This is a genomic window from Castellaniella caeni NBRC 101664, assembly GCF_001592225.1.
GTDB classification, from domain to species: Bacteria; Pseudomonadota; Gammaproteobacteria; order Burkholderiales; family Burkholderiaceae_B; genus Castellaniella; species Castellaniella caeni.
Window position 1 is genome coordinate 42369 of record NZ_BCWN01000006.1, and the last position, 21157, is coordinate 63525.

At 66.3% G+C, this 21157-nt stretch carries 17 protein-coding genes, 1 tRNA gene and 1 pseudogene; 14 read left to right on the forward strand and 5 right to left on the reverse strand.

Annotated features, from left to right (window positions below; translation table 11 throughout):
- Positions 1 to 11 precede the first annotated feature (11 nt).
- Positions 12 to 1145: a metallophosphoesterase gene (locus CCA01S_RS05625; RefSeq protein WP_066455295.1), complete on the reverse strand. Its 1134-nt coding sequence runs from the start codon at positions 1143 to 1145 to the stop codon at positions 12 to 14.
- Positions 1146 to 1424: 279 nt separating this feature from the next.
- On the opposite strand from CCA01S_RS05625, the gene CCA01S_RS05630 reads away from it, so the two are divergent.
- The 7 genes and pseudogenes from CCA01S_RS05630 to CCA01S_RS05660 all read left to right on the forward strand — a co-directional run bounded on the left by CCA01S_RS05630 (position 1425) and on the right by CCA01S_RS05660 (position 7946).
- On the forward strand, positions 1425 to 2750 hold the full coding sequence (locus tag CCA01S_RS05630) for a ferredoxin reductase family protein (protein WP_066455298.1): 1326 nt from the start codon (positions 1425 to 1427) through the stop codon (positions 2748 to 2750).
- A gap of 72 nt (positions 2751 to 2822) precedes the next feature.
- Positions 2823 to 2896 (forward strand) — tRNA-Cys (locus tag CCA01S_RS05635).
- 190 nt (positions 2897 to 3086) lie between these two features.
- Positions 3087 to 3932, forward strand: a pseudogene (locus tag CCA01S_RS05640) (aldo/keto reductase).
- A gap of 168 nt (positions 3933 to 4100) precedes the next feature.
- On the forward strand, positions 4101 to 5579 hold the full coding sequence (locus CCA01S_RS05645; RefSeq protein ID WP_066455301.1) for a M20 family metallopeptidase: 1479 nt from the start codon (positions 4101 to 4103) through the stop codon (positions 5577 to 5579).
- Positions 5580 to 5587: 8 nt separating this feature from the next.
- Positions 5588 to 6376 (forward strand): DUF2946 family protein, encoded by a 789-nt coding sequence (locus CCA01S_RS05650; RefSeq protein WP_084386524.1) that lies wholly within the window; start codon positions 5588 to 5590, stop codon positions 6374 to 6376.
- A gap of 52 nt (positions 6377 to 6428) precedes the next feature.
- Positions 6429 to 7016, forward strand: coding sequence for an NUDIX hydrolase (locus CCA01S_RS05655; protein WP_066455304.1), 588 nt, complete (start codon positions 6429 to 6431; stop codon positions 7014 to 7016).
- Positions 7017 to 7028: 12 nt separating this feature from the next.
- Positions 7029 to 7946, forward strand: coding sequence for a leucyl/phenylalanyl-tRNA--protein transferase (locus tag CCA01S_RS05660; protein ID WP_084386526.1), 918 nt, complete (start codon positions 7029 to 7031; stop codon positions 7944 to 7946).
- On the opposite strand, the gene CCA01S_RS05665 is transcribed toward CCA01S_RS05660, so the two are convergent.
- Positions 7936 to 8892, reverse strand: coding sequence for a 2-hydroxyacid dehydrogenase (locus CCA01S_RS05665; protein WP_066455316.1), 957 nt, complete (start codon positions 8890 to 8892; stop codon positions 7936 to 7938). The two genes, CCA01S_RS05660 and CCA01S_RS05665, sit on opposite strands and share 11 nt — an antisense overlap.
- Positions 8893 to 9082: 190 nt before the next feature.
- On the opposite strand from CCA01S_RS05665, the gene CCA01S_RS05670 reads away from it, so the two are divergent.
- From CCA01S_RS05670 to CCA01S_RS05695, 6 genes are all read left to right on the forward strand, one after another.
- On the forward strand, positions 9083 to 9814 hold the full coding sequence (locus CCA01S_RS05670; RefSeq protein ID WP_066455318.1) for an arginyltransferase: 732 nt from the start codon (positions 9083 to 9085) through the stop codon (positions 9812 to 9814).
- A gap of 114 nt (positions 9815 to 9928) precedes the next feature.
- Positions 9929 to 10975, forward strand: a complete 1047-nt coding sequence (locus CCA01S_RS05675; protein ID WP_066455321.1) for a quinone-dependent dihydroorotate dehydrogenase — start codon at positions 9929 to 9931, stop codon at positions 10973 to 10975.
- 304 nt (positions 10976 to 11279) lie between these two features.
- Positions 11280 to 12758 (forward strand): ABC transporter substrate-binding protein, encoded by a 1479-nt coding sequence (locus CCA01S_RS05680; protein ID WP_066455323.1) that lies wholly within the window; start codon positions 11280 to 11282, stop codon positions 12756 to 12758.
- 31 nt (positions 12759 to 12789) lie between these two features.
- Entirely contained in the window at positions 12790 to 13809 is a 1020-nt protein-coding gene (locus CCA01S_RS05685) for an ABC transporter ATP-binding protein (RefSeq protein WP_066455326.1), read from the forward strand.
- A gap of 4 nt (positions 13810 to 13813) precedes the next feature.
- The gene (locus CCA01S_RS05690; RefSeq protein WP_066455332.1) at positions 13814 to 14734 is read left to right on the forward strand and encodes a carbohydrate ABC transporter permease; all 921 of its coding nucleotides are present in this window, start codon (positions 13814 to 13816) and stop codon (positions 14732 to 14734) included.
- Positions 14735 to 14738: 4 nt separating this feature from the next.
- Positions 14739 to 15584: a carbohydrate ABC transporter permease gene (locus tag CCA01S_RS05695; protein ID WP_066455335.1), complete on the forward strand. Its 846-nt coding sequence runs from the start codon at positions 14739 to 14741 to the stop codon at positions 15582 to 15584.
- A 93-nt stretch (positions 15585 to 15677) separates the two neighbouring features.
- Here CCA01S_RS05695 and CCA01S_RS05700 read toward each other — a convergent pair whose 3' ends face one another.
- Together CCA01S_RS05700 and CCA01S_RS05705 are read right to left on the reverse strand one after the other, a co-directional pair.
- Positions 15678 to 16403 carry an LrgB family protein gene (locus tag CCA01S_RS05700; RefSeq protein WP_066455337.1) on the reverse strand — a complete coding sequence of 242 codons (726 nt, stop codon included), beginning with the start codon at positions 16401 to 16403 and terminating at the stop codon, positions 15678 to 15680.
- Positions 16400 to 16876, reverse strand: coding sequence for a CidA/LrgA family protein (locus CCA01S_RS05705; RefSeq protein ID WP_084386528.1), 477 nt, complete (start codon positions 16874 to 16876; stop codon positions 16400 to 16402). The genes CCA01S_RS05700 and CCA01S_RS05705 overlap by 4 nt, the downstream gene beginning before the upstream one ends.
- A 101-nt stretch (positions 16877 to 16977) precedes the next feature.
- Between CCA01S_RS05705 and CCA01S_RS05710 the strand changes: the two genes are divergently transcribed.
- Positions 16978 to 17889: a LysR family transcriptional regulator gene (locus CCA01S_RS05710; protein ID WP_066455339.1), complete on the forward strand. Its 912-nt coding sequence runs from the start codon at positions 16978 to 16980 to the stop codon at positions 17887 to 17889.
- A 94-nt stretch (positions 17890 to 17983) separates the two neighbouring features.
- On the opposite strand, the gene CCA01S_RS05715 is transcribed toward CCA01S_RS05710, so the two are convergent.
- A complete protein-coding gene (locus CCA01S_RS05715; protein ID WP_066455341.1) occupies positions 17984 to 21148 on the reverse strand; it encodes an efflux RND transporter permease subunit in 3165 nt (1054 codons plus the stop codon).
- Positions 21149 to 21157: the final 9 nt, after the last annotated feature.

Consider the following 21157-nt stretch of genomic DNA (forward strand, 5'->3'; position numbering starts at 1 on the left):
CGCCTCGGCCCTCAGGGGGCCCTCAGGACAATCTGGGTGATTTCCGATGGCCGCCCCAGGCGCAGCGCCAGGCCGTTCCACAGCCCGGTGCCGTTGCTGACATACAGTGTCATGCCCCCCACCCGATACAGCCCCGAGACAAAGCCGCCATTGGCCCACTGCGTGATCCAGTGCAAGCCTAGAATCTGCCCCCCGTGGGTATGGCCGGAGAGCTGCAGGGCGACCCCAGCCTGGGCATTGCGCACGGCGTCGCCCGGACGGTGTTCGAGCAATATGACCGGCACGCCTTCGGGGATACCTTTCAGTGCGGCACCGAGATCGGGCTTGAGCAGGCCAAAGGCGCCCGCCTGACGGTCGGTCAGCCCCGCTACGGCCAGCGTCCGCCCCTCATGCGAGATGAGCACGTGGGCGTTTTCCAGCATCGCCAGGCCCAGCGCCCGATAGGCCGACATCCAGTGCACGTAATCCGCGTAGTACTCGTGATTGCCAGGAATGGCGATTACCCCGTCGCGCGCGCGCAGTCGAGCCAGCGGGGCGACGTCGGCGGCGCGCGCCTGCGGCGTGCCGTCGGCCAGATCGCCAGTGATGACGATCAGGTCGGGATCGAGCCGGTTGGTGCGCGCTACCACGGCGGCCTGCCACGCTTCGGGCAGCAGACGGCTGGCGTGCAGGTCGGTGAGCTGCACCAGCCGATAGCCGTCAAAGGCCGACGGCAGGCCGGGAATCGTGACGGCAATGGTCTTGACGTAAGGCACGCGAACCGCCTGCCAGACCCCCACGGTGGACAGCACCAGCGCCAGGGCGCCCACGGCCAGCCGCACTGCGGGCGCCTGCAGAACAAAGCGCCCGGCGCCACGCCAGGGCAGCCACAGCAGCACCCCCAGCACGTCGCGCAACAACAGCAGCAACGCCAGCAGAAAGAACACGCCAAAGACCCAGGCCAACGCAATGAGCACGGGCTGCGGCAATTCGGGCGACGCGAGCGTGCCGAAATAGCGCCCCGTGATCTGGTGATACTGGGCGGCCAGCAACAGCACCAGGGCCAGCACCAGCCGCGTTGCCCAGGGCGCCGACAGCGGCCAGACGAAACGCCACACCGCGTACAGCCACAAAACCCCCATTACCAAAGGTAAAAGTTTTCCCATCGCAAGGCCTGCATTCAAAGTCTGGATTTGCCAACGATCAATCTTAACGTGAGGATCCGTCGCAGTCCCAGTGTCGCGGTCACCCGCGCATTCAGACGGTCTACTGCGTTGCCGATACTCATGCTGGTTACAGGGCCATCACCGCTTGCACCCAGCACCCTATTTGGCGGATCACAAGATGAATGCGCAATGAATACGCGCTTCACAAAAGGTTCAGACGGGCCTGGCCATACTGCCCACATCGCCGGATTCTCTTTAACCGGCACGTGGGAAAACGCAATGAAGACACGCCACATTCTGTTCATTTTTCTGGGAGTACTCACCCTGGGCTGGGCCTGGGACGCCTGGGTGCTGAACCCGATGCCTGGCGACGCCATCTGGGTCGTGCGCAAGCAGGGCATCTACCTGACTGGCGTCTGGGCCATGGGCCTGATGTCCCTGATCATGGTATTGGCCACCCGCCCGGCCTGGCTGGAATCCGCCCTGGGCGGCATGGATCGCGTCTACCGGCTGCACAAATGGGCGGGCATCCTCGCCATCAGCATCGGCATCGTCCACTGGTTGATGGAAATCGGCGGCGGCATGCTGCGCAGCCTAGTGGGCGCCGCCGTCAACAAGCCGCCCAAGGTCGCCGTGCTGGACATCCTGCAAACCAGCCACGGTCTGGCCAAGGACGTGGGTGAATGGGCCATCTACGCCCTCATCGTCTCGCTGGTGATCACGTTGTGGAAAGCCTTCCCCTACCGATCCTGGCGCCTTCTGCACCGCGTCATGCCGCTGCTGTACCTGATCCTGGTGTTCCACGCGGTGGCGCTCACGCCAGCGGCCTGGTGGCTGCAGCCGCTGGGCCTGATGCTGGGCCTCCTCATGCTGGCGGGCAGCCTGTCGGCCATCCCGGCCCTGCGCCACCGCATTGGCCGCAAGCGCCGCTACGCGGGCACGATCGAATCGGTACGCCCACTGGAGGGCGGCATCACCGAGGTGAACTGTACGCTGGAAGCCGGCTGGCCGGGACACCGGGCGGGGCAGTTTGCCTTCGTCACCTTCGACCCGCGCGAAGGCGCCCACCCCTACACCATCGCCAGCGCCCACCGGGGCACCCGCCTGAGCTTCCAGATCAAGGCCCTGGGCGACTACACCCGAACGCTTGCCCACAGCCTGAAAGCAGGTCAGCCCGTCACGGTGGAAGGCCCCTACGGGCGCTTCGACCATCGGCACGGCGCCGCCGCTCAGGTCTGGGTGGCGGGCGGCATCGGCATCACCCCCTTTCTGGCCTGGCTCGAATCCTTGCAGCACCAGCCGGATGCGGCGCCAAACGTCCAGCTGCACTACTGCGTACGCGACGCCGCCCGCGACCCGTTCGTCGCCCGGCTGCGGATGCTATGCGCCACCTTGTCGCACGTCGCTTTGCACGTCTACGACGCCAGTCACGGCCAGCGTCTCGACGCCCAGGCACTGCGGCAAGCCAGCCAGGGGCAGTCGGACGAACCGCTGGATGTCTGGTTCTGCGGCCCGGCAGGCCTGGCACGCCACCTGGAAGACGGGCTGGCACGCCTGGGCCTGAAGGACGCCACCGTGCATCGCGAGGCGTTCGAGATGCGTTGAACATGCATTGAACATGTGTTGAGTAAAAATACCGTATAATGCTGGACTTGGCCGCAACAAGCGGCCAACTCAGGCGCAATGACAGAGTGGTTATGTAGCGGACTGCAAATCCGTCAACGTCGGTTCGATTCCGGCTTGCGCCTCCAGACTGAATCCAGGGCTTGCGCATCACGCGTCAGCCCTTTTTCATTTCGCAAGCCCGCCAGCCAAATTTCCACTATCACGCTGCAAAGCCAGCCGCGCCTGTCTGGCGGAGTATCCTCACCCACAACGACACACGACAGCGTGCGGTCAGGCCGCACGAACATCCCGTGCGCACGAACAAGAGGAACCCTCATGCACACCCGCCCATTCGGCCCGAGCGGCCAGCCAGTCACGATCATCGGCCAAGGCAGCTGGTACATCGACGAAGCCGACCGCGCGCAGGCCGTTGCCGCCCTGCAGGCCGGTCTGGATGCCGGGATGAATCACATCGACACCGCCGAGATGTACGGCTCGGGGGCTGCGGAAGCGATCGTGGGCGAGGCCATCCGCGGGCGCCGCGAGCAGGTCTTCCTCGTCTCCAAGGTGCTGCCCTCCAACGCGTCGCGTCGCGGCACGGTGGCCGCCTGCGAACGTTCACTCAAAGCATTGGGTACAGACCACCTGGACGCCTATCTGCTGCACTGGCGCGGTTCGGTGCCGCTGGAAGAAACCTTCCGGGCGCTCGAAGACTTGCAGGCGGCGGGCAAGATCCGCGCCTTTGGCGTCAGCAACTTCGACGTGGACGATCTCGAAGAGGCCCTCGGCATCCTGGGCCCCGGCAAACTGGCCTGCAATCAGGTGCTGTATCACCTGCAAGAACGCGCCATCGAACACGCCGTCATCCCCTGGTGCCAGCAACACCAGGTGGCCGTGGTGGCCTACAGCCCCTTTGGGCACGGCGAATTCCCCGAGCCCGATTCGCGCGGCGGGCGCGCGCTCGCGGCCATCGCCCAGGCGCACGAGGCCACGTCCCGCTAGGTGGCATTGGCCTTCCTCACACGCGAGGACGGGGTCTTCACCATCCCCAAGGCCGCCAGCGCACGCCACACCCGGGAGAACGCGGGGGCGGACAAGGTGGCGCTCAGCGCCGCCGACATCGCCCAGCTGGACGCGGCCTTTCCCCGGGGGCGCCGCCCGGCTTACCTGCCGATGATCTGAGCGCTCGCAAACATCCAGCGCGACCATCCGACGCCAGCCGCTGATTGCGCTGCGGCAGGCCCCCGCCGCGCATCTGGCGCAGCCGACGTCACCATCCGCAGACAGCGTGTACGACAAGTCGCGGCGTAAAATGACAGGCTACCCCCCAAAGAATACGAGGAAACCGCCATGGACACGCCCGCCGCTGCCGCGCCTGTCGGCCTGAATCCGGCCACGCTGCAGGCCTTCGTCGATGCACAATGGGACGACGAAATCGTCCCCGCCCTGCAGCACTACATCGCCATCCCGGCCAAGAGCCCGGCCTTCGACCCGGATTGGGAAAAAAACGGCCACATCGAACAGGTGGTGCGCAACGCCGCGCAGTGGCTCGAACACCAGCCCGTTGCCGGGCTCAAGGTTGAAATCCTGCGTCTGCCGGGCCGCACACCCGTGCTCTTCTTCGAAGCGCCCGCCACCCGCAAGGACAACGGTGAAGCCGTACTGATGTACGGCCACCTCGACAAGCAACCCGAATTCTCCGGCTGGCGCAACGGCCTGGGGCCCTGGACGCCCGTCATCCAGGACGGCAAGCTCTATGGCCGTGGCGGCGCCGACGACGGCTACGCCACCTATGCCTCGCTCACCGCCATCCAGGCGCTCGACCGGCAGGGCATTCCGCGTCCGCGCTGTATCGGCCTCATCGAAACCTGCGAAGAATCGGGCAGCTACGACCTGCTGCCCTATATCGACACCCTGCGTGATCGCCTGGGGCGCATCGCCTTGGTGGTCTGCCTCGACTCGGGGGCCGGCAACTACGACCAGCTGTGGATGACGAACTCTCTGCGTGGCCTGGTCACGGGCACGCTCGAAGTGCAGGTGCTCGACGAAGGCGTGCACTCGGGCGATTCCAGCGGCGTCGTACCATCCAGCTTCCGCATTCTGCGCCAGCTGCTCGACCGCCTCGAAGACAGCGCCACCGGGCGCGTGCTGCCGCAAAGTTTCTATTGCGACATCCCTGGCGAACGCGAAGACCAGGTACGCGCCACCGCGGCCATCCTGGGCGACGAAGTCTGGAAACGCTTTCCCTGGGCCTGCGGCGCCGATGGCGGCTTCGTGCTGCCCATGACGCGCGACCCGCAGCAGGCGCTGCTCAACCGCACCTGGCGCCCGGCGCTGTCGGTCACCGGCGCCGAGGGTCTGCCGCCGCTGGCCAGCGCGGGCAACGTGCTGCGCCCGCGCACGGCCTTCAAGCTGTCGCTGCGCCTGCCGCCGCTGGTGGACGCCGCCCAGGCGGCCCACGAGTTGAAAACCCTGCTCGAAGACAACGCCCCCTACCAGGCTCGCGTGCTGTTCCAGCCCGACCCGGGGGTGGCCAAGGGCTGGAACGCCCCGGCCACCGCCCCGTGGCTGGCCAACGCGCTCGAGGCAGCCTCGCAGCAGTACTATCAGGCACCCTGCGGCTACATCGGCCAGGGCGGCACGATCCCCCTCATGAACCTGCTGCTCGAAGGCTTTCCGCAATCACAGTTCATGGTCTGTGGGGTGCTGGGGCCGCAATCCAATGCGCACGGCCCCAACGAATTCCTGCACATCGCCTACGCCAAGCGCCTGACGGCGGCCGTGGCCCAGGCCATGGCCGCCATGCCCACCGGCCTGTCCGAAGGCTGAGCACAGCCATGGACGCACAGGTGCTCGCCGCCCTGGCCCGCTGGCCCAACGTGCCGGCGGCCTACGGCTGGCTGTCGCTGTCGCGCCGCGGGCACTGGCTGCTGCATCCGCACGGGCAGGCCTGGGGCGGCGCCACCGACGAACCCGGCGAGGCCATCAGCAACGCGCAGATCATCGCCTTCATCCAGCGCAACTACCTGGCCGACGCGCACGGCGGCTGGTTCTTCCAGAACGGCCCGCAGCGGGTCTACGTGCGCCTGGACGGGGCCCCCTGGGTGCTCACCACCCACATCTCACCCCACGGGCAGCTGCAACTGCGCACCCACACGGGCGAACCCTACGGCCCAGTCACCTACTGGTGGCTGGATACCGACGGCAACCTCTACACCCAGGCTGCTCAGGGCGCGGGATTGATCTCGGATCGCGACCTGGCCCAGGTCATCGATGCGCTGGTCTGCGAAGACGGCACACCGCTGATCCGCCATCTGGAAGACGGCAGCCTCGGGCCAGACACGGCACCACACGGCGCCGCCAAGCCCGACACAGCGGAATCCGGCGTCGCAACCCATGGCACCACAAAATCCGGCCTCACCGCGTACGGCGTCTCGCCACACGCCCGCCCGGCTGTGCGCAGCCTCGCCGTCATGCTGCCGGACGCGCCCGCCGCCTCCAGCTCCGACGCGGCGGTGCCGCTGGCCTTGATCGAACCCGGCCGGATCGAAGCCGTCCTGGGCTTCGTCCGCCGCCCCTCCGCCACACCCGGCACGCCTGTCCGCACGCCCGAAAAATCTGTCTGACAAGCCCTCGACCCAGCATGCCAGAGCCACGCCCGCACGCTAAAATCAGGGCATGAACCCGTCTGATCCCGCCTTCTACCACCCTGCCCCCCGCACGCAGAAATTCTGCTCGCAATGCGGCCACACCCTCACCCGCGAGATTCCCCCCGACGACACCCGCATGCGCGACCTCTGCACGCACTGCGGAGCCGTGCACTACCAGAATCCGCGCAACGTGGTGGGCATCGTGCCCATCTGGGGCGAGCAGGTGCTCTTGTGTCGGCGCGCCATCGAGCCGCGCTACGGCAAGTGGACGCTGCCGGCCGGGTTCATGGAACTGGGCGAAACCACCGAACAAGGCGCCGCCCGCGAAAACCAGGAAGAATCCGGCGCGCGCGTGCAGATTCAGTCGCTGCTCACCATCATCGACGTCCCGTCGGTCAACCAGGTGCATCTGTATTACCTGGCCGACGTGCTCGGGCCAGAACTGGCTCCCGGCCCCGAGACCATCGAGGCGGCCTTCTTCGACTTTGCCGACATCCCCTGGGACGAGCTGGCCTTCCGCACGGTCAGCACCACCTTGCAACACTACCTGCAAGACCGCCCGCAAGGCCGCTTTCCCACGCACCACTACGCCATCGACCTGCGCTTTCCCGGCTGACCCGGCACCGCCATGCCCATCGTCTGGCTCGAACCCGACACCCCGCTGCCCGACGTCAGCCGGGCATTGCCCGATGGCCTGGTTGCCGCCGGGCTCGATCTGTCTCCGGCGCGCCTGCTGGAAGCCTACGGCAAGGGGATGTTTCCCTGGTACAGCCCAGGCGACCCCGTGCTCTGGTGGAGCCCGAACCCGCGCATGGTGCTGCACTGCGACCAGCTGCGCATCAGTCGCTCGCTGGCCAAGCGCATGCGGCAGTTCGACCATCCGGTCACGACCACCGGCGCAGGCCTGGCGACAAAGGCGGGGATGGCAAGGGCCTCCCAGCCGTCCGACACGGCACAGCCGCCTGGCGACAGGCACGTAGGCCGCCAACCACAGGTGACGCTCAATCTCGCCTTCGATGACGTGATCGCACACTGCGCCCATCGCGGCACGCCGCGCCTGAGCGTGGGCCAGGCGCGCAGCGGCGCCGACTGGCCCGGCGCTCGATCCGCCACGGCGCGCGATGCCACCTGGATCACCCCCGACATCATCGCCGTCTATGCCGCGTGGCACCGCATGGGCTACGTACACAGCGTGGAAACCTGGATCGACGGGCGCCTGGCGGGCGGGCTGTACGGCGTCAGCCTGGGGCGCTGCTTTTTCGGCGAGTCGATGTTCAGCCTGGCCACGGACGCCAGCAAAGTGGCCCTGGCCTATCTGGTGCGCTACCTGCAGGCCCAGCAGGTGCCGTGGATCGACTGCCAGCAGGAAACCCCGCACCTGGCCAGCCTGGGCGCCGCGCCGATTTCCAGGCCCGCGTTCATGGCCTTGCTGGCGGCCGGGCGCAACGCCCCGCAGCCAGGCTGGGGGCGCGGCCACCTGACGGCCGCCGGGCAACTGCTGCCCACGACGGCAGCCTCAGCCAGCGGCGCCATCCTCAAAGGCTGACAGGCGTCAGCAAGCGGCCCGTCTCTTCCCAGGCAAGCAGATTATCGAGCACCAATTGCGACATGCTGGCGCGGGTTTCATGTGTTCCGCTGGCGGTATGCGGAGCCAGCACGACCTGATCGAGCGCTTGCAGCACGGCAGGCACCGCAGGCTCGTGTTCGAAGACATCCAGCCCGGCCCCGCCCAGCTCGCCCGCCTGCAGCGCCTGCACCAGGGCGGCTTCATCCACGACTGTCCCGCGCGCGATATTCACCAACGTCCCGCCGGGGCCCAGAGCGCGTAAAACGGCAGCATCGACCAGATGCCGGGTCTCGGCCCCGCCGGGACACGCCACGACGAGAAAATCCGACCAGGCGGCAAGCGCCGTCAGGGAAGGCTCGAAGCCATAGGCGGGCAGATCGGCCCGGGCATGCCGGTTGTGGTAGCGCACCGGCATGCCAAACCCCTGGGCGCGCCGGGCAATGGCCTTACCGATGCGGCCCAACCCGAGTACGCCCAGGCGCTTGCCCCATACCCGGGTGGTCAGCGGGAAATGCCCCAGGGTGTTCCAGCGGCCATCTCGTACGTAACGATCGCACGCCGGAATGCGCCGGGCGCTGGCCAGCAGCAGCCCAAAGGCCATGTCCGCCACGCATTCGTTTTGCACGTCTGGCGTGTTGCTGACAGCAATGCCGCGTGCGCGCGCGGCATCGAGTGGCAGCATGTCGCACCCCACCCCCCAGCTGCAGATGGCCCGCACCGCCGACAATGCGGCCAGCACCTCGGGTCGCAGCCCGATTCTGACCGAGGTGACGATGAGCGGCGCATCCGGTGCCAAGGCGCGCAGGCGGGCCTGAGGGTCATCCTCTTGATAAAGGGGCAACACACGCCAGCGCGCCGCCAGCTGGGCATCGAAACGCCTGCCCAGCGAGGCCAGCTGCACGACTTGGGGATGCTCGACTTCCATGGCATGGTTCCTTGCGAGATTCATGCCCGGTAGGGTACGCGCAGACCCCCGCATCGGCAACCGTGCCGTCGTCGTCAGGCTGGCCTTCCGTCAAGGTCGGTGCCACAATGAAAACAGGCAACGCATCAGACGTTTCGAGATCACCCGCCCACAGCATCGACGACCCCACCGCCACCTTCCGGCCACGGCCATGAGCAAACCCAGCGAATCCATCTTCCGCCGCCTGCAGTTCTACACCACGGCGGCCTATCCCTGCAGCTATCTGCCGGGCCGCATGGCTCGCTCCGAGGTCGCCGCGCCCGCCCACCTGGTGGACGACGCCGCCTATTCACGCCTGATCGAACAAGGGTTTCGCCGCAGCGGGCTGTTCACCTACCGCCCCGCCTGCGACGGCTGCCAGGCCTGCATACCGCTGCGCGTCGATGTGCAACGCTTCCAGCGCGACCGCACGCAGCGCAAGCTGTGGCGCCACATGCAAGACAGCCTCACGGTGCAGCGCGCGCCCCTGCACTGGGACGCCCGCCACTACGAGCTCTACCTGCGCTACCAGCGCCAGCGCCACCCTGGGGCCGGCATGGATCAGGACGACCAGGCGCAGTACACCCAGTTTCTGCTCACCAGCCGGGTGCGCACCGAAATGGCCGAATTCCGCGGCACCGACGGCGTGCTGCGCATGGTGGCCATCATGGATCGCATCGACCACGGCATCTCGGCGGTCTACACGTTCTACGACCCCGACTGGCACGGCAGCCTGGGCACCTACGGCATCCTGTGGCAGCTCGACTACTGCCGACAGCTGGGCCTGCCCTGGCTGTACCTGGGGTACTGGATCAAAGAAAGCCGTAAAATGGCCTATAAGTCACGGTTTCGGCCCCACCAGATTCTGCGCGACGGGGTGTGGGCAGAACCCCCGGACGTCTGATGCCACCTGGCCCAAACGGGCCTCAAACCAAACCACCCGCTTCTGTGCACGGCTGCGCGCCCGCGGCTGCGCGCCCGCGGCAGCCCGGTCAACCCTAGCCTATCCACGACAGCCATGTCCCTCCTGTTTCGTACCTATCCCCTGGCCCGGAAAGCCCTGTTTTCCATGGACCCCGAACAGGCACACGAATGGACGCTGCGCGCCCTGCAGCACAACCACGATTGCACCGTCACCCGGCTGCTGACCGCCACGCACCAGCCTACCTTGCCGCGCACCCTCATGGGCCTGCCGCTGCGCAACCCGGTGGGCCTGGCCGCCGGGCTGGACAAAAACGGCGCCCACATCGACGCCCTGGCCGCCCTGGGCTTCGGCTTCATCGAGGTGGGCACCGTCACCCCGCGCGCGCAACCGGGCAACCCCAAGCCGCGCATGTTCCGCCTGCCGCGGGCGCGCTGCCTCATCAACCGCATGGGCTTCAACAACGACGGCCTCGACACCTTCATCACCAACGTGCAAAAAAGCCAGTGGCGCCGCCAGGGCGGCATCCTGGGCCTGAACATCGGCAAGAACGCCGCCACGCCCATCGAGCACGCGGTGGACGACTACCTGCGCTGCCTCGACGGCGTCTACCCGCACGCCGATTACATCACCGTCAATATTTCCTCGCCCAACACCAAGAACCTGCGCAGCCTGCAAAGCCACGATGCGCTCGACGCACTGCTGGCCGCGCTGCAAGCGCGCCGCCTGGCGCTGGCCGAACAACATGGCCGACGCACGCCGCTGGTGGTCAAGATCGCCCCCGACCTCTCCACCGACGAAGTCGATGCCGTGGCCGAGCTCATCCCGCGCCATGGGATCGACGGCATCATCGCCACCAACACCACGCTGTCGCGCGAGGCCGTGCGCGGCCTGCCCTACGACGACGAGGCGGGCGGGCTTTCCGGCCCGCCGGTGCACGCCATGTCGCTGGCCGTCATCCGCCGCCTGCGCGCCCACCTGGGACACGACACCGCCATCATCGGCGTGGGCGGCATCGAATCCGGCCGCCAGGCCGCCGAGAAAATCCAGGCCGGGGCCGATGCCGTGCAGCTGTACACCGGCCTCATCTACGAAGGGCCGGCGCTCATCAAGGCCTGCGTGGACGCCATCGAACGCGTCTGAAGCCGCGCCCTGTCCGTCCCGCGCAGCCGCCCCTCGCTGCCTATCGACCCGACTGAACCATCGAGCCGCGGCCACACCCGCGCAGCCGCCCTCGCCAACCACTTGACACCTCAAGCAACGATCAGGGTTTACCTGTAAACAGGGCCTCGGGCCGACAAAGGCGCGTTACACTCGATCACGTATTCACCTTGCGTGACGCGCCATTCAGCACGCGACCGCTACGCAACTGCACGTTCTTCTGTTCGGGGTGGAGCCGCCAGTCAATCCGGTCTGACGACCTGCCCTTTCCTTGAGGAGGCAGGTCATGTCGTACACACGCTCCACCCCGCAACCCACCATGCGCCATCGCTCCGATGCGCTCAACTCTCCCTCTCGGCGCCGCATTCTGCAGGCGGGCGGCCTGGCCGGGCTGGCCGCCATCGGCGCACCGCTCTACCCGCTGCGTGCGCTCGCCGCCGACAAGACCCTCAAGATTTTGCAATGGAGCCACTTCGTCCCCACCTACGACACCTGGTTCGACGCCTTTGCCAAGGCCTGGGGCGAGGCCAACGGCGTCAAGGTCACCGTTGACCACATCAACATCGGCGACCTGGTCACCGCCACCACCTCCGAACTCTCGGCCAACTCGGGCCACGACATCATCGAGCTGGGCCCCGAAGCCGCCCAGTTCACGCCCAACGTCATGGACATGGCCGACATCAACCAGGAAGCGGCCAAGCAGTTCGGCGCCATCTTCCCCATCACCAAGCGGGTGTCCTACAACCCGGTGGTCAAGACCTGGTACGCCTTCTGCCACGGCTGGACGGTCGATTGCGGCGACTACCGCAAATCGCTCTGGGACAAGGCCGGCATGCCCAACGGGCCGGACACCTGGATGCAGCTGCTCGACGTCGGCGAGAAAATCCGCAAAGAACAGGGCGTGCAGGTGGGCATCGGCATGTCGCAAGAGCTCGATTCCAACATGGTGGCGCGCTCGGTGCTGTGGTCGTGGGGGGCGTCGGTGCAAGACGCCGAGGACAACGTCATCCTGGGCCAGGGCGAAAACCGCGCGCGCGCCATCGAGGCCGTCAAGTACATGGCCGACCTCTATCACCGCACCATGACGCCCGCCATCTTCTCCTGGAACGCGGCCTCCAACAACCAGGAACTCATCGCCGGCAAGGCCTCGTACATCGTCAACTCCATCTCGGCCTACCGCTCGGCGCAAGAAGCCAAGCCCGACATCGCCAAAGACGTGTTCTTCACCGGCCCGCTGGCCGGCCCCAAGGGCGACCGCTGGGCCAACGTCCACGTGCTCTACAACTACATCATCCCCAAGTTCGCCAAGGCGCGCGAAGACCTCGCCAAGCAGTTCATCCTGCACCTGGCCGCCAACTACGACCAGGCCATGTACCAAAGCAAGCTGTACAACTCGCCCAGCTTCTTCGGCACGCCCGTGCCCACGGGCGACCGCGGCTACACCGCCGTCAAAGACGCCAAAACACTCAAAGAGCTCAACGACGCCTGGTTCGCGCACGACCCCTTCAAGCTGCCCGGCGAGGCCGACGGCAAGCTCGCGCCCCTGGTGCCCGCCCCCGACTGGACGACCAACCTGGGGCATCCGGGCTACTCCAACCCGGCGGTGGGCGAAGTCTTCAACACCTTCATCCTGCCCAATATGATGGCCAAGGCGGCGCGCGGCGACCTCAGCCCCGAACAGGCGGTGGACGAAGCCGCCAAGCAGTGCGCGGCCATCTACGCCCAGTGGCGGGGCCGCGGCCTGATCGGCGGCAAGAAAGCCTGATTCCGGCTCTTCACAATCTCAAGGAGACTTCATGGCCAGCCTGAGCATCGAGCACCTGTGCACCACCTACAACCATGGCCGCGTCAAGGCGGTTGACGACGTCAATCTGGATGTCCCGGATGGCGAATTCCTGGTGCTGCTGGGTGCCTCGGGCTCGGGCAAATCCACCCTGATGCGAACCATCGCCGGGCTCGAACACCCCACCAGCGGCATCATCCGCATCAACGGCGAAGTCGCCAACGAAGAACCTCCGCGCAAGCGCAACATCGCCATGGTCTTCCAAAGCTACGCGCTGTACCCGCACAAGACCGTGGCGCACAACATCTCGTTTCCGCTCGAAGCCATCAAGATGTCCGCGGACGATATCCAGAAAAAGGTGCAGTGGTCGGCCGAGCTTTTCGGCATCGGCCATCTGCTCGAACGCAAGCCCCGCGCGCTCTCGGGGGGCGAGCGCCAGCGGGTGGCCCTGGCGCGCGCCATGGTGCGCACCCCCACCCTGTTTCTCATGGACGAACCGCTGTCCAACCTGGATGCCAAGCTGCGCCACTCGGCGCGGCGCGAATTCAAGCGCCTGCACCAGCAAACCGGCATCACCACGCTGTATGTCACGCACGACCAGGTCGAGGCCATGGGCCTGGGGCAGCGCATCGCCGTCATGAACCACGGCAAAATCCAGCAGATCGGCACGCCGCACGAAATCTACCACGAACCGGCCAACACCTTCGTGGCCCAGTTCATGGGTTCGCCCCCCATGAATCTCATCCCGGCAGGCGACTGGCTGCTGGGCTTTCACCCCGAAGACGCCCGCGTGACCGAGCAATCCGAACTGCCCCAGCACCACATCCTGCCCGTCGACATCCAGCAGGTCGAAAACCTGGGGGCCGACGCCCTCATCTACGGGGTCTTCACGCCCAACCGCACCGACCTCATCATCAAGCTGCCCGAACGCATGGCCCAGGGCCTGGTCGCCGGGCAAAGCTGCACCTTCTGCGTGCCCGACGCCCTGATGCGCCGCTTCGACCCGCGCACCGGCCTGCGCGCAAAGGGCTGACGCCATGGCCCGTTCATCGCTCACGCTCAACCAGCGCGACACCCTGCTTGCCATGGGCATGGTGCTGCCCGCCGTGCTGTACATCGTGCTCCTGCTGGGCATCCCCATCGTGCTGGCCATCGTCTACAGCCTCAACGACGTCACCACCGGCAGCCCGGTGATGCGCTACATCGGCCTGCAAAACTTCCGCGCCCTGCTCGACAACCCCGACTTCCTGCGTGCCGTCGGCAACACCTTCGTCATCACCATCAGCACGCTCATCGGCGTGCTCATCCTGGGCACCATTCAGGCCGAACTGCTGGTGCGCCCCACGCGCGGCAAGTGGCTCATCCGCTTTCTCATCCTGCTGCCCTGGACGGCGCCCGCGTCGCTCAGCTCGATCGCCTGGCTGTGGATGTTCGATTCCACCTTCAGCCCGCTCGACTGGGTGCTGCGCAACGTCGGTTTGCTGGGGCATCCAGGGGCGCTGTTCGGCGATTTCGACAACACCTTCTGGCTGGGGCGCAGCGGCCTGGCGCTGTTTTCCATCATCCTGGTCAACGTCTGGCGGCTGCTGCCACTGGCCACCGTCATCATTCTGGCGGGCCTCAACGGCGTGCCGCGCGACATCCTCGAACAATCCGAAATCGACGGCGCGGGCTACTTCCGACGGCTCTTCCACATCATCCTGCCGATGCTCATTCCGGTGTTCGGGGTCACCATCCTGTTCACGTTCGTGTTCGTCTTCACCGACATCGTCACGGTCTTCATCCTCACTCGGGGCGGGCCGGCCAACGCCACCCAGGTGCTGCCCACACTGGCGTTTTTCACCGGCGTACAGGGCGGCTCGCTGGGCCAGGGGGCGGCCACGGCGCTGTTCCTGCTGCCGGTGCTGGCCGCCGTCTCGATCGTGATCCTGTCCATCATCCGCCGCCGGGAGATCTGAGCCCATGCAGCCCGCCACCCGCTCACCCGCCCGCACCTCGGGCCTGTACGTCGCCACCCTGCTGTTCGTGGTGTTCTCGGCGCTGCCTTTCTACGTGATGCTCATCACCACGTTCAAGACGCAGGGCGACATCTTCTCGCCCGCCAACAACCCGTTCTGGTTCACCGAAGCCCCCACCCTGGCCAACGTGAAGCTGCTGTTCCTGCAGACCGAATTCGTGCAGTGGCTGCTCAATACCGTCTGGGTGGGGCTGGCCGTGGTGCTCATCACCCTGGTGCTGGCCGTGCCCGCCGCCTACGGGCTGGCGCGCATTGCCGGCGGCTGGGGCGAAACCCTGGGCATCGGCATCTTTTTAAGCTATCTGGTGCCGCCCACCCTGCTGTTCATCCCGTTTTCCAAGGTAATCGCCTTTCTCGGTCTGCAAAATTCGCTTTGGGCGCTGATCGTGGCCTACCCCACATTCACCGTGCCGTTCTGCACCTGGCTGTTGATGGGCTTTTTCAAGGGCATTCCGCGCGACATCGAAGAACAGGCCATGATCGATGGTCACAACCGCTTCAGCGCCTTCATCCACGTAGTGCTGCCGCTGGCCCTGCCCGGGCTCATGACGGTGGTGGTCTTCGCCTTCACGCTGTCCACCAGCGAATTCATCTACGCCCTGGCCTTCGTCACCCACACCGCCGACAAGACCATCAGCATCGCCGTGCCCACCGAACTCATCCGCGGCGACGTCTACCACTGGGGGCCTCTGCTGGCTGGGGCACTGATCGCCAGCATCCCCATCGCAGTGCTGTACACCTTCTTCATCGACCAGTTGGTGGCCGGGCTGACATCGGTGGCGCGCAACTAGAACGGGGTGATTGCCCACCAGGCAAATGTCGCGTTGCCATCGCAGCAGATCGCGCGTCTTGGCGACAGCCAGGCTGCACGCGCCGTCGCCACCTCACAGGGCCATCACCACCACGGTGCCGACCACATTGAGCAGGCCCATCAAGACCATCACCAGGCCGGCGATCGACCCTTCTTCGCGGCCCAGCTCATAGGCCGCCGCCGTGCCGGCGGCGTGGGCGCCCACGCCCAGCAGCGAGCCCCGGGCCAGCACCGAGCGCGTGGGCAACCACGCCAGCAGCACGTGGCCCACCAGGGCGCCAAACACCCCGGTCACCACCACGAAGACCGCGGTCAGATCGGGCACACCGCCGATGTCGCCGGACATCTGCATGGCAAACGGGGTGCTGATTGAACGCGGCATCAGGCTCAGGCGCAGGCTGTCGTCCAGCCCCATCAGATTGGCCAGACCCCAGGCCGTGGCCAGCGCCGTCAGGCTGCCGACCAGCATGCCCACCAGCAGCACTGGCCAATGCGTGCGGATCAGGGCGCGCTGCTCGTAGATGGGCACGGCAAAAGCCACCGTGGCGGGCCCCAGCAGGGCCACCAGCCAGCCCGTGTCGCGGATGTACTGCTGGTAGCTCAGCCCCGTGAGCAGCACCACGATGATGAGCAGCGCCGGGGCCAGCGCCAGCGGCATCAGCCACCATTGCCGGTAGCGGCCATAGAGCTTCTTGGCGAACAGGTACGCCAGCACCGTGACGGCCGACCAGAACACCATGCCCAGCACGGGCTGCCCAAGCAACCAACCCAGCCAGGCCGAATTCGGCAGGTGGATCATGACCGCCCCTCGACCGGTGCCTGGCTCGCCACCCGCCGCAACGGCTGGCGCGGCACGTCCGGGCGCTGCTGCGCGCCGCGCGCCGTCAGCCACCGGTAGCACCATTCCACGGTCAGAGCCGTCGCCACCATCACGACCAGGGTGCCGCCCAGCACAACCACCAGCAGCTTGAGACCCAGCCAGCCGAGAAACTCGGGGTGGTCGGTGACGGCCAGCACGGCGGGCACGAAAAACAGCAGCATGTCGGCCAGGAAGCACTGCGCGCCACGGCGCGCACTGAGATGGCTGAGGCGCCCGCTGGACAAGGCCAGCAACAGGAGCACCAGGCCGATCAAGGCCCCCGGGATGGGTAGCCCGCTGAGGTGCGCAAGCCCCTGGCCCGCGCCCCAGAATCCAAAAATGAGACCCACCTGCATCAACGTCCGGTGGCGCAAGCCCCGGCGCGACCAGACGGGCAACGCCCGCAACTTCATCCTGCTTACCGCTCGAGTACTGAATGTGAACGACATCAGTGTAAGATTGGCGATAATATTCTTCAAATGAATTATTTGAATCAACAATATTCCAATCAAGAATGGATTTGAGAACGCTCAGGGCTTTCGTCGAAGTCGTCCGGCAAGGCGGGTTCTCCCCGGCAGCCAAGGCGCTGTTCGTCACCCAGCCCACGATCAGCAAGGCCATCCGCCAGCTGGAAGACGAGCTGGGTCTTCCCCTGCTCGACCGGCACGGTCACCGCATCACGCCCAGCGCCGCCGGCGACATCGTCTTGCGCCACGCCAGCCGCATGCTGGCCCTGCGCGACGAACTCAAGGCCGAGCTGCAAGATCTCGCCGGTCTGGCGCGCGGCACGCTGAAAATCGGCCTGCCGCTGGTGGGTTCGAGCCTGCTCTTCGCCCCCTTGTTCACCCGTTACCGCCAGCAGCACCCCGGCATCGACATCCAGCTGAGCGAACACGGCAGCCTGCAGCTCGAAACCCTGCTGCGGGCGGGCCAACTGGAACTGGCCGCGTCGTTGCTGCCCGTCGCCGACGATTTCGATTTTCAGGTGGTGCGCCGCGAGCCGCTGATGGTGCTCATGCCCGCCAGCCATCCACTGGCCGGGCGCGCAACCCTGCGCCTGAACGACCTGCGAGACGAACCGCTGGTCTTGCAGGAAAGCGGCTTCGTCATGCACCGCATGCTGCGCCAGGCCTGCACCCAGCGCGGTTTCGAGCCCACGATTGCCGCCCAGAGCAGCCAGGTGGAATTTTTGATCGCCCTGGTGGCCAGCGGCCTGGGCCTGGCCTTTTTGCCGCGGCTCATCATCGACAAGCCCCGGCAGACAGGGCTGACTGCCGTTTTGCTGGACGAACCCGACATCCGCTGGGACATGGCCATGGTCTGGCACAAAGAGGCTTATCTGTCGCAAGCGGCCCAGGCTTGGCTGGCCCTGCTGGCCAGCCACACCCCGGCCACGCCTCCCACGGGCGAGGCTACGTCACGCTGAAAAGATCAGATGGATGCCTGAAAACCCCATGGGGCGTGCACGACCGCTCAGACGCCGATGGCCTTGCCGACAGGTCACGCCTCGGGGCTGCCGCTCAGGATGCCGCCCGCGCCGCCAGGCGTCGGGCACGCAGGCGCCGCGCCTGCTTCAGCGCCCGCCCGCGCACGTAATGATGGTGTACACGGTCGAGATACAGATACACCACCGGGGTCGTAAAGAGGGTCAGCGCCTGCGACAGGATGAGCCCGCCCACCATCGAATAGCCCAGCGGCTGGCGCAGCTCTGACCCCGCCCCGGTGCCCAGCATCAGCGGCAGGCCGGCAAACAGCGCGCACAGCGTGGTCATCAGGATGGGCCGGAAGCGCAGCAGGCAGGCCTGGTAGATGGCCTCGCGCGGCGACAGGCCCTGCTCGCGCTCGGCCACGATGGCAAAGTCGATGAGCAAAATGCCGTTTTTCTTGACGATGCCGATCAACAACAAGATGCCAATGAGCGCAATCACGCTGAAATCAAAGCCGCTGGCCATCAGGATGAGCAAGGCTCCCACCCCCGCCGCGGGCAAGGTGGACAGAATCGTCAGCGGGTGGATATAGCTTTCGTACAACAACCCCAGCACGATGTACACGGCCACGAGCGCGGCGGTGATCAGATAGGGCTGCGTGGCGAGCGACTGTTCGAAGGCCTGTGCCGTCCCCTGAAACGAGCCCTGGATCGAAATGGGCACGGCCATCTCGGCCTGGGCCTGGCGGATGGCATCGACGGCCTGCCCCAGTGAGTAACCCTGCGCCAGGTTGAAGGAGATCGTCACGGCAGGAAACTGCCCCTGGTGATTGATCGACAGGAAGCCCGTCTTGCTGGTGTCTACCTTCACCAGGCTGGACAGAGGCACCTGCTCACCCGTGAGTGGCGAATTGACGTACAGATGCGAGAAGACGTCCGGGTCGCGCTGCCACTGCGGCGTGATTTCGAGCACCACGTTGTAGCTGTTGATCTGGGTAAAGTACTGCGCCACCTGGCGCTGCCCCAAGGCATCGTAGATGGTGCTGTCGATGAGCGCGGGGCTGATGCCAAACATGGCCGCCCGGGCGCGGTCGATGGTCACGACGGCGGTGTTGGCGTTGCTCTGCTGGTCGGTGGCCAGGTCGGCGAGCGGCGCCAGCGTGTGAAAACGCTGCAGCAGGCGCGGCGCCCAGGTATTCAGCTCGTCGAGGTCGGCGCTGGTGAGCGTGTACTGGTATTGCGTGCGCGCCAGGCGCCCACCCACATTGATGTCCTGGCTGGCCTGCATGAACAGGCGCACCCCCGGCACCTTGGCCAGCTCGGGGTTCAAGCGGCGGATCACCTGGTCGGCGCTGGCCGTGCGGCCCTGGCTGCGGGGCTTGAGGCTGATGAAATAGCGCCCGGTATTGAAGGTGGGCGCATTGCTGGTCATGCCGAAACCGGCAATGTCGGGGTCTTGGCGCAGCACGTCGGCCAGCGCCATCATGCGCTCGTTCATGGCCTCGAACGAGCTGTCCTGCGCCGACTCGGCCAGGCCGAAAATGGTGCCGGTATCCTGCTGCGGGAAAAAGCCCTTGGGAATGACGACCAGCAGCGCCACCGAAGCCGCCACCGTGGCCAGGAACACACACAGGGTGATGAAGGAATGCCGCAGGACGACGTCCAGCGCCCGGCGGTAGGCATCCAGCAGCGCGTCGAAGCCACGCTCGAAGGCCTGGTAGATGCGCCCGTGGCGCGCGTGCTGCAGGTCGCGCAGAAAGCGCGAACACAGCATGGGCGTCAGCGTGAGCGTGACCACCACCGAAACGGCAATCGTCATGATGACGGTGACGGCAAACTCGCGAAACAGGCGCCCGACGATGCCCCCCATGAGCAGCAGCGGGATGAACACCGCCATGAGCGAGACCGAAATGGAAACGATGGTGAAGCCGATTTCGCGCGCCCCGCGCAGGGCGGCTTCCATGGGTCGCATGCCTTCTTCGACGTGGCGCCAGATGTTTTCCAGCATGACCACGGCGTCATCGACGATGAAGCCCACGGAAATCGTCAACGCCATGAGCGAGAGGTTGTCCAGGCTGTAGCCCGCCAGATACATGAGGGCAAACGTGCCGAACAGCGCCAGCGGCACCGCTGCGCTGGCGATCAACGTGCCCGCCACGTTGCGCAGGAACATGAAGATGACCAGCACCACCAGCACGATCGAGAGGATGAGGGTGAACTCGACCTCGTGCACCGAAGCCTGGATGTTCTGCGTGCGATCGACCAGCGTGCTGACGTGGATGCTGGCCGGCATGGACGCCATGAGCGTGGGCAGCTCGGCGCGGATGCGCGCCACGGTATCGATGACGTTGGCCCCCGGCTGCTTGGTGATGCCCACCACGAGCGAACGGCCATTGAGGGCCGCATCGCCCTGGGCCGCGGCCTTGCCGGCAAAGGCCCAGGCCGCCTGCTTGGCGTCTTCGGGCCCGTCCACCGCCTGGCCGATGTCGCGGATGCGCACCGGCGCCCCGTTGCGCCAGGCCACGATGGTGTCGTTCCAGGGGTTGGGATCGACGATCTGGTCGTTCGTGTAGATGGTGAAGCTTTGCCTGGCGCCGTCAATGGTGCCCTTGGGCTGGCTCACCGTGGTGGTGGCGATGACCCCCCGGATGGCTTCGAGGTCGAGCCCCAGCGAGGCGATCTTGCGCGGATCGACCTGCACCCGGATGGCGGGCTTCTGCTGGCCGAAGATATTGACCTGCCCCACCCCATCGACACGCGACAGCTGCTGGGCCAGGATGTTGTCAGTGTAGTCGTTGACCACCGTGATGGGCAGCACGTCCGACTGCACCGACAGGATCAGGATGGAAAAGTCGGCCGGATTGATCTTGCGAAAGGTGGGCGGGCTGGGCATGTTCGACGGCAGCTGGCGCGCCGCCGCCGCAATGGCGGTCTGCACGTCCAGCGCCGCCCCGTCGATGTTGCGATCGAGATCGAACTGCAAGGTGATGCTCGACTGCCCCAGGGCGTTTTGCGAGCTCATCTGCGCCAGCCCCGGGATGGTGGAAAACTGCCGTTCGAGCGGCTGGGCCACGCTGGTGGCCATGGTCTCGGGGCTGCCGCCGGGCAGCTTGGCCGTCACCTGGATGGTGGGAAAATCCACCTGCGGCAAAGGCGCCACCGGCAACAGCGGAAATACCGCCAGCCCCAGCAAGAACACGGCGAGGGCCAGCAGCGAAGTGCCGATCGGGCGCTGAATGAAAGGCTTGGAAATGTCCATGGGCTTGGC

Bases quoted from the DNA above. Each gene is read 5' to 3' on its own strand.
- CCA01S_RS05630 (WP_066455298.1), top strand. From the start codon at position 1,425: ATGAAGACACGCCACATTCTGTTCATTTTTCTGGGAGTACTCACCCTG.
- CCA01S_RS05660 (WP_084386526.1), top strand. From the start codon at position 7,029: ATGCCCATCGTCTGGCTCGAACCCGACACCCCGCTGCCCGACGTCAGC.
- CCA01S_RS05685 (WP_066455326.1), top strand. From the start codon at position 12,790: ATGGCCAGCCTGAGCATCGAGCACCTGTGCACCACCTACAACCATGGC.
- CCA01S_RS05655 (WP_066455304.1), top strand. From the start codon at position 6,429: ATGAACCCGTCTGATCCCGCCTTCTACCACCCTGCCCCCCGCACGCAG.
- CCA01S_RS05700 (WP_066455337.1), bottom strand. From the start codon at position 16,403: ATGATCCACCTGCCGAATTCGGCCTGGCTGGGTTGGTTGCTTGGGCAG.
- CCA01S_RS05645 (WP_066455301.1), top strand. From the start codon at position 4,101: ATGGACACGCCCGCCGCTGCCGCGCCTGTCGGCCTGAATCCGGCCACG.
- CCA01S_RS05680 (WP_066455323.1), top strand. From the start codon at position 11,280: ATGTCGTACACACGCTCCACCCCGCAACCCACCATGCGCCATCGCTCC.
- CCA01S_RS05705 (WP_084386528.1), bottom strand. From the start codon at position 16,876: ATGAAGTTGCGGGCGTTGCCCGTCTGGTCGCGCCGGGGCTTGCGCCAC.
- CCA01S_RS05710 (WP_066455339.1), top strand. From the start codon at position 16,978: ATGGATTTGAGAACGCTCAGGGCTTTCGTCGAAGTCGTCCGGCAAGGC.
- CCA01S_RS05665 (WP_066455316.1), bottom strand. From the start codon at position 8,892: ATGGAAGTCGAGCATCCCCAAGTCGTGCAGCTGGCCTCGCTGGGCAGG.
- CCA01S_RS05625 (WP_066455295.1), bottom strand. From the start codon at position 1,145: ATGGGAAAACTTTTACCTTTGGTAATGGGGGTTTTGTGGCTGTACGCG.
- CCA01S_RS05690 (WP_066455332.1), top strand. From the start codon at position 13,814: ATGGCCCGTTCATCGCTCACGCTCAACCAGCGCGACACCCTGCTTGCC.
- CCA01S_RS05670 (WP_066455318.1), top strand. From the start codon at position 9,083: ATGAGCAAACCCAGCGAATCCATCTTCCGCCGCCTGCAGTTCTACACC.
- CCA01S_RS05650 (WP_084386524.1), top strand. From the start codon at position 5,588: ATGGACGCACAGGTGCTCGCCGCCCTGGCCCGCTGGCCCAACGTGCCG.
- CCA01S_RS05695 (WP_066455335.1), top strand. From the start codon at position 14,739: ATGCAGCCCGCCACCCGCTCACCCGCCCGCACCTCGGGCCTGTACGTC.
- CCA01S_RS05715 (WP_066455341.1), bottom strand. From the start codon at position 21,148: ATGGACATTTCCAAGCCTTTCATTCAGCGCCCGATCGGCACTTCGCTG.
- CCA01S_RS05675 (WP_066455321.1), top strand. From the start codon at position 9,929: ATGTCCCTCCTGTTTCGTACCTATCCCCTGGCCCGGAAAGCCCTGTTT.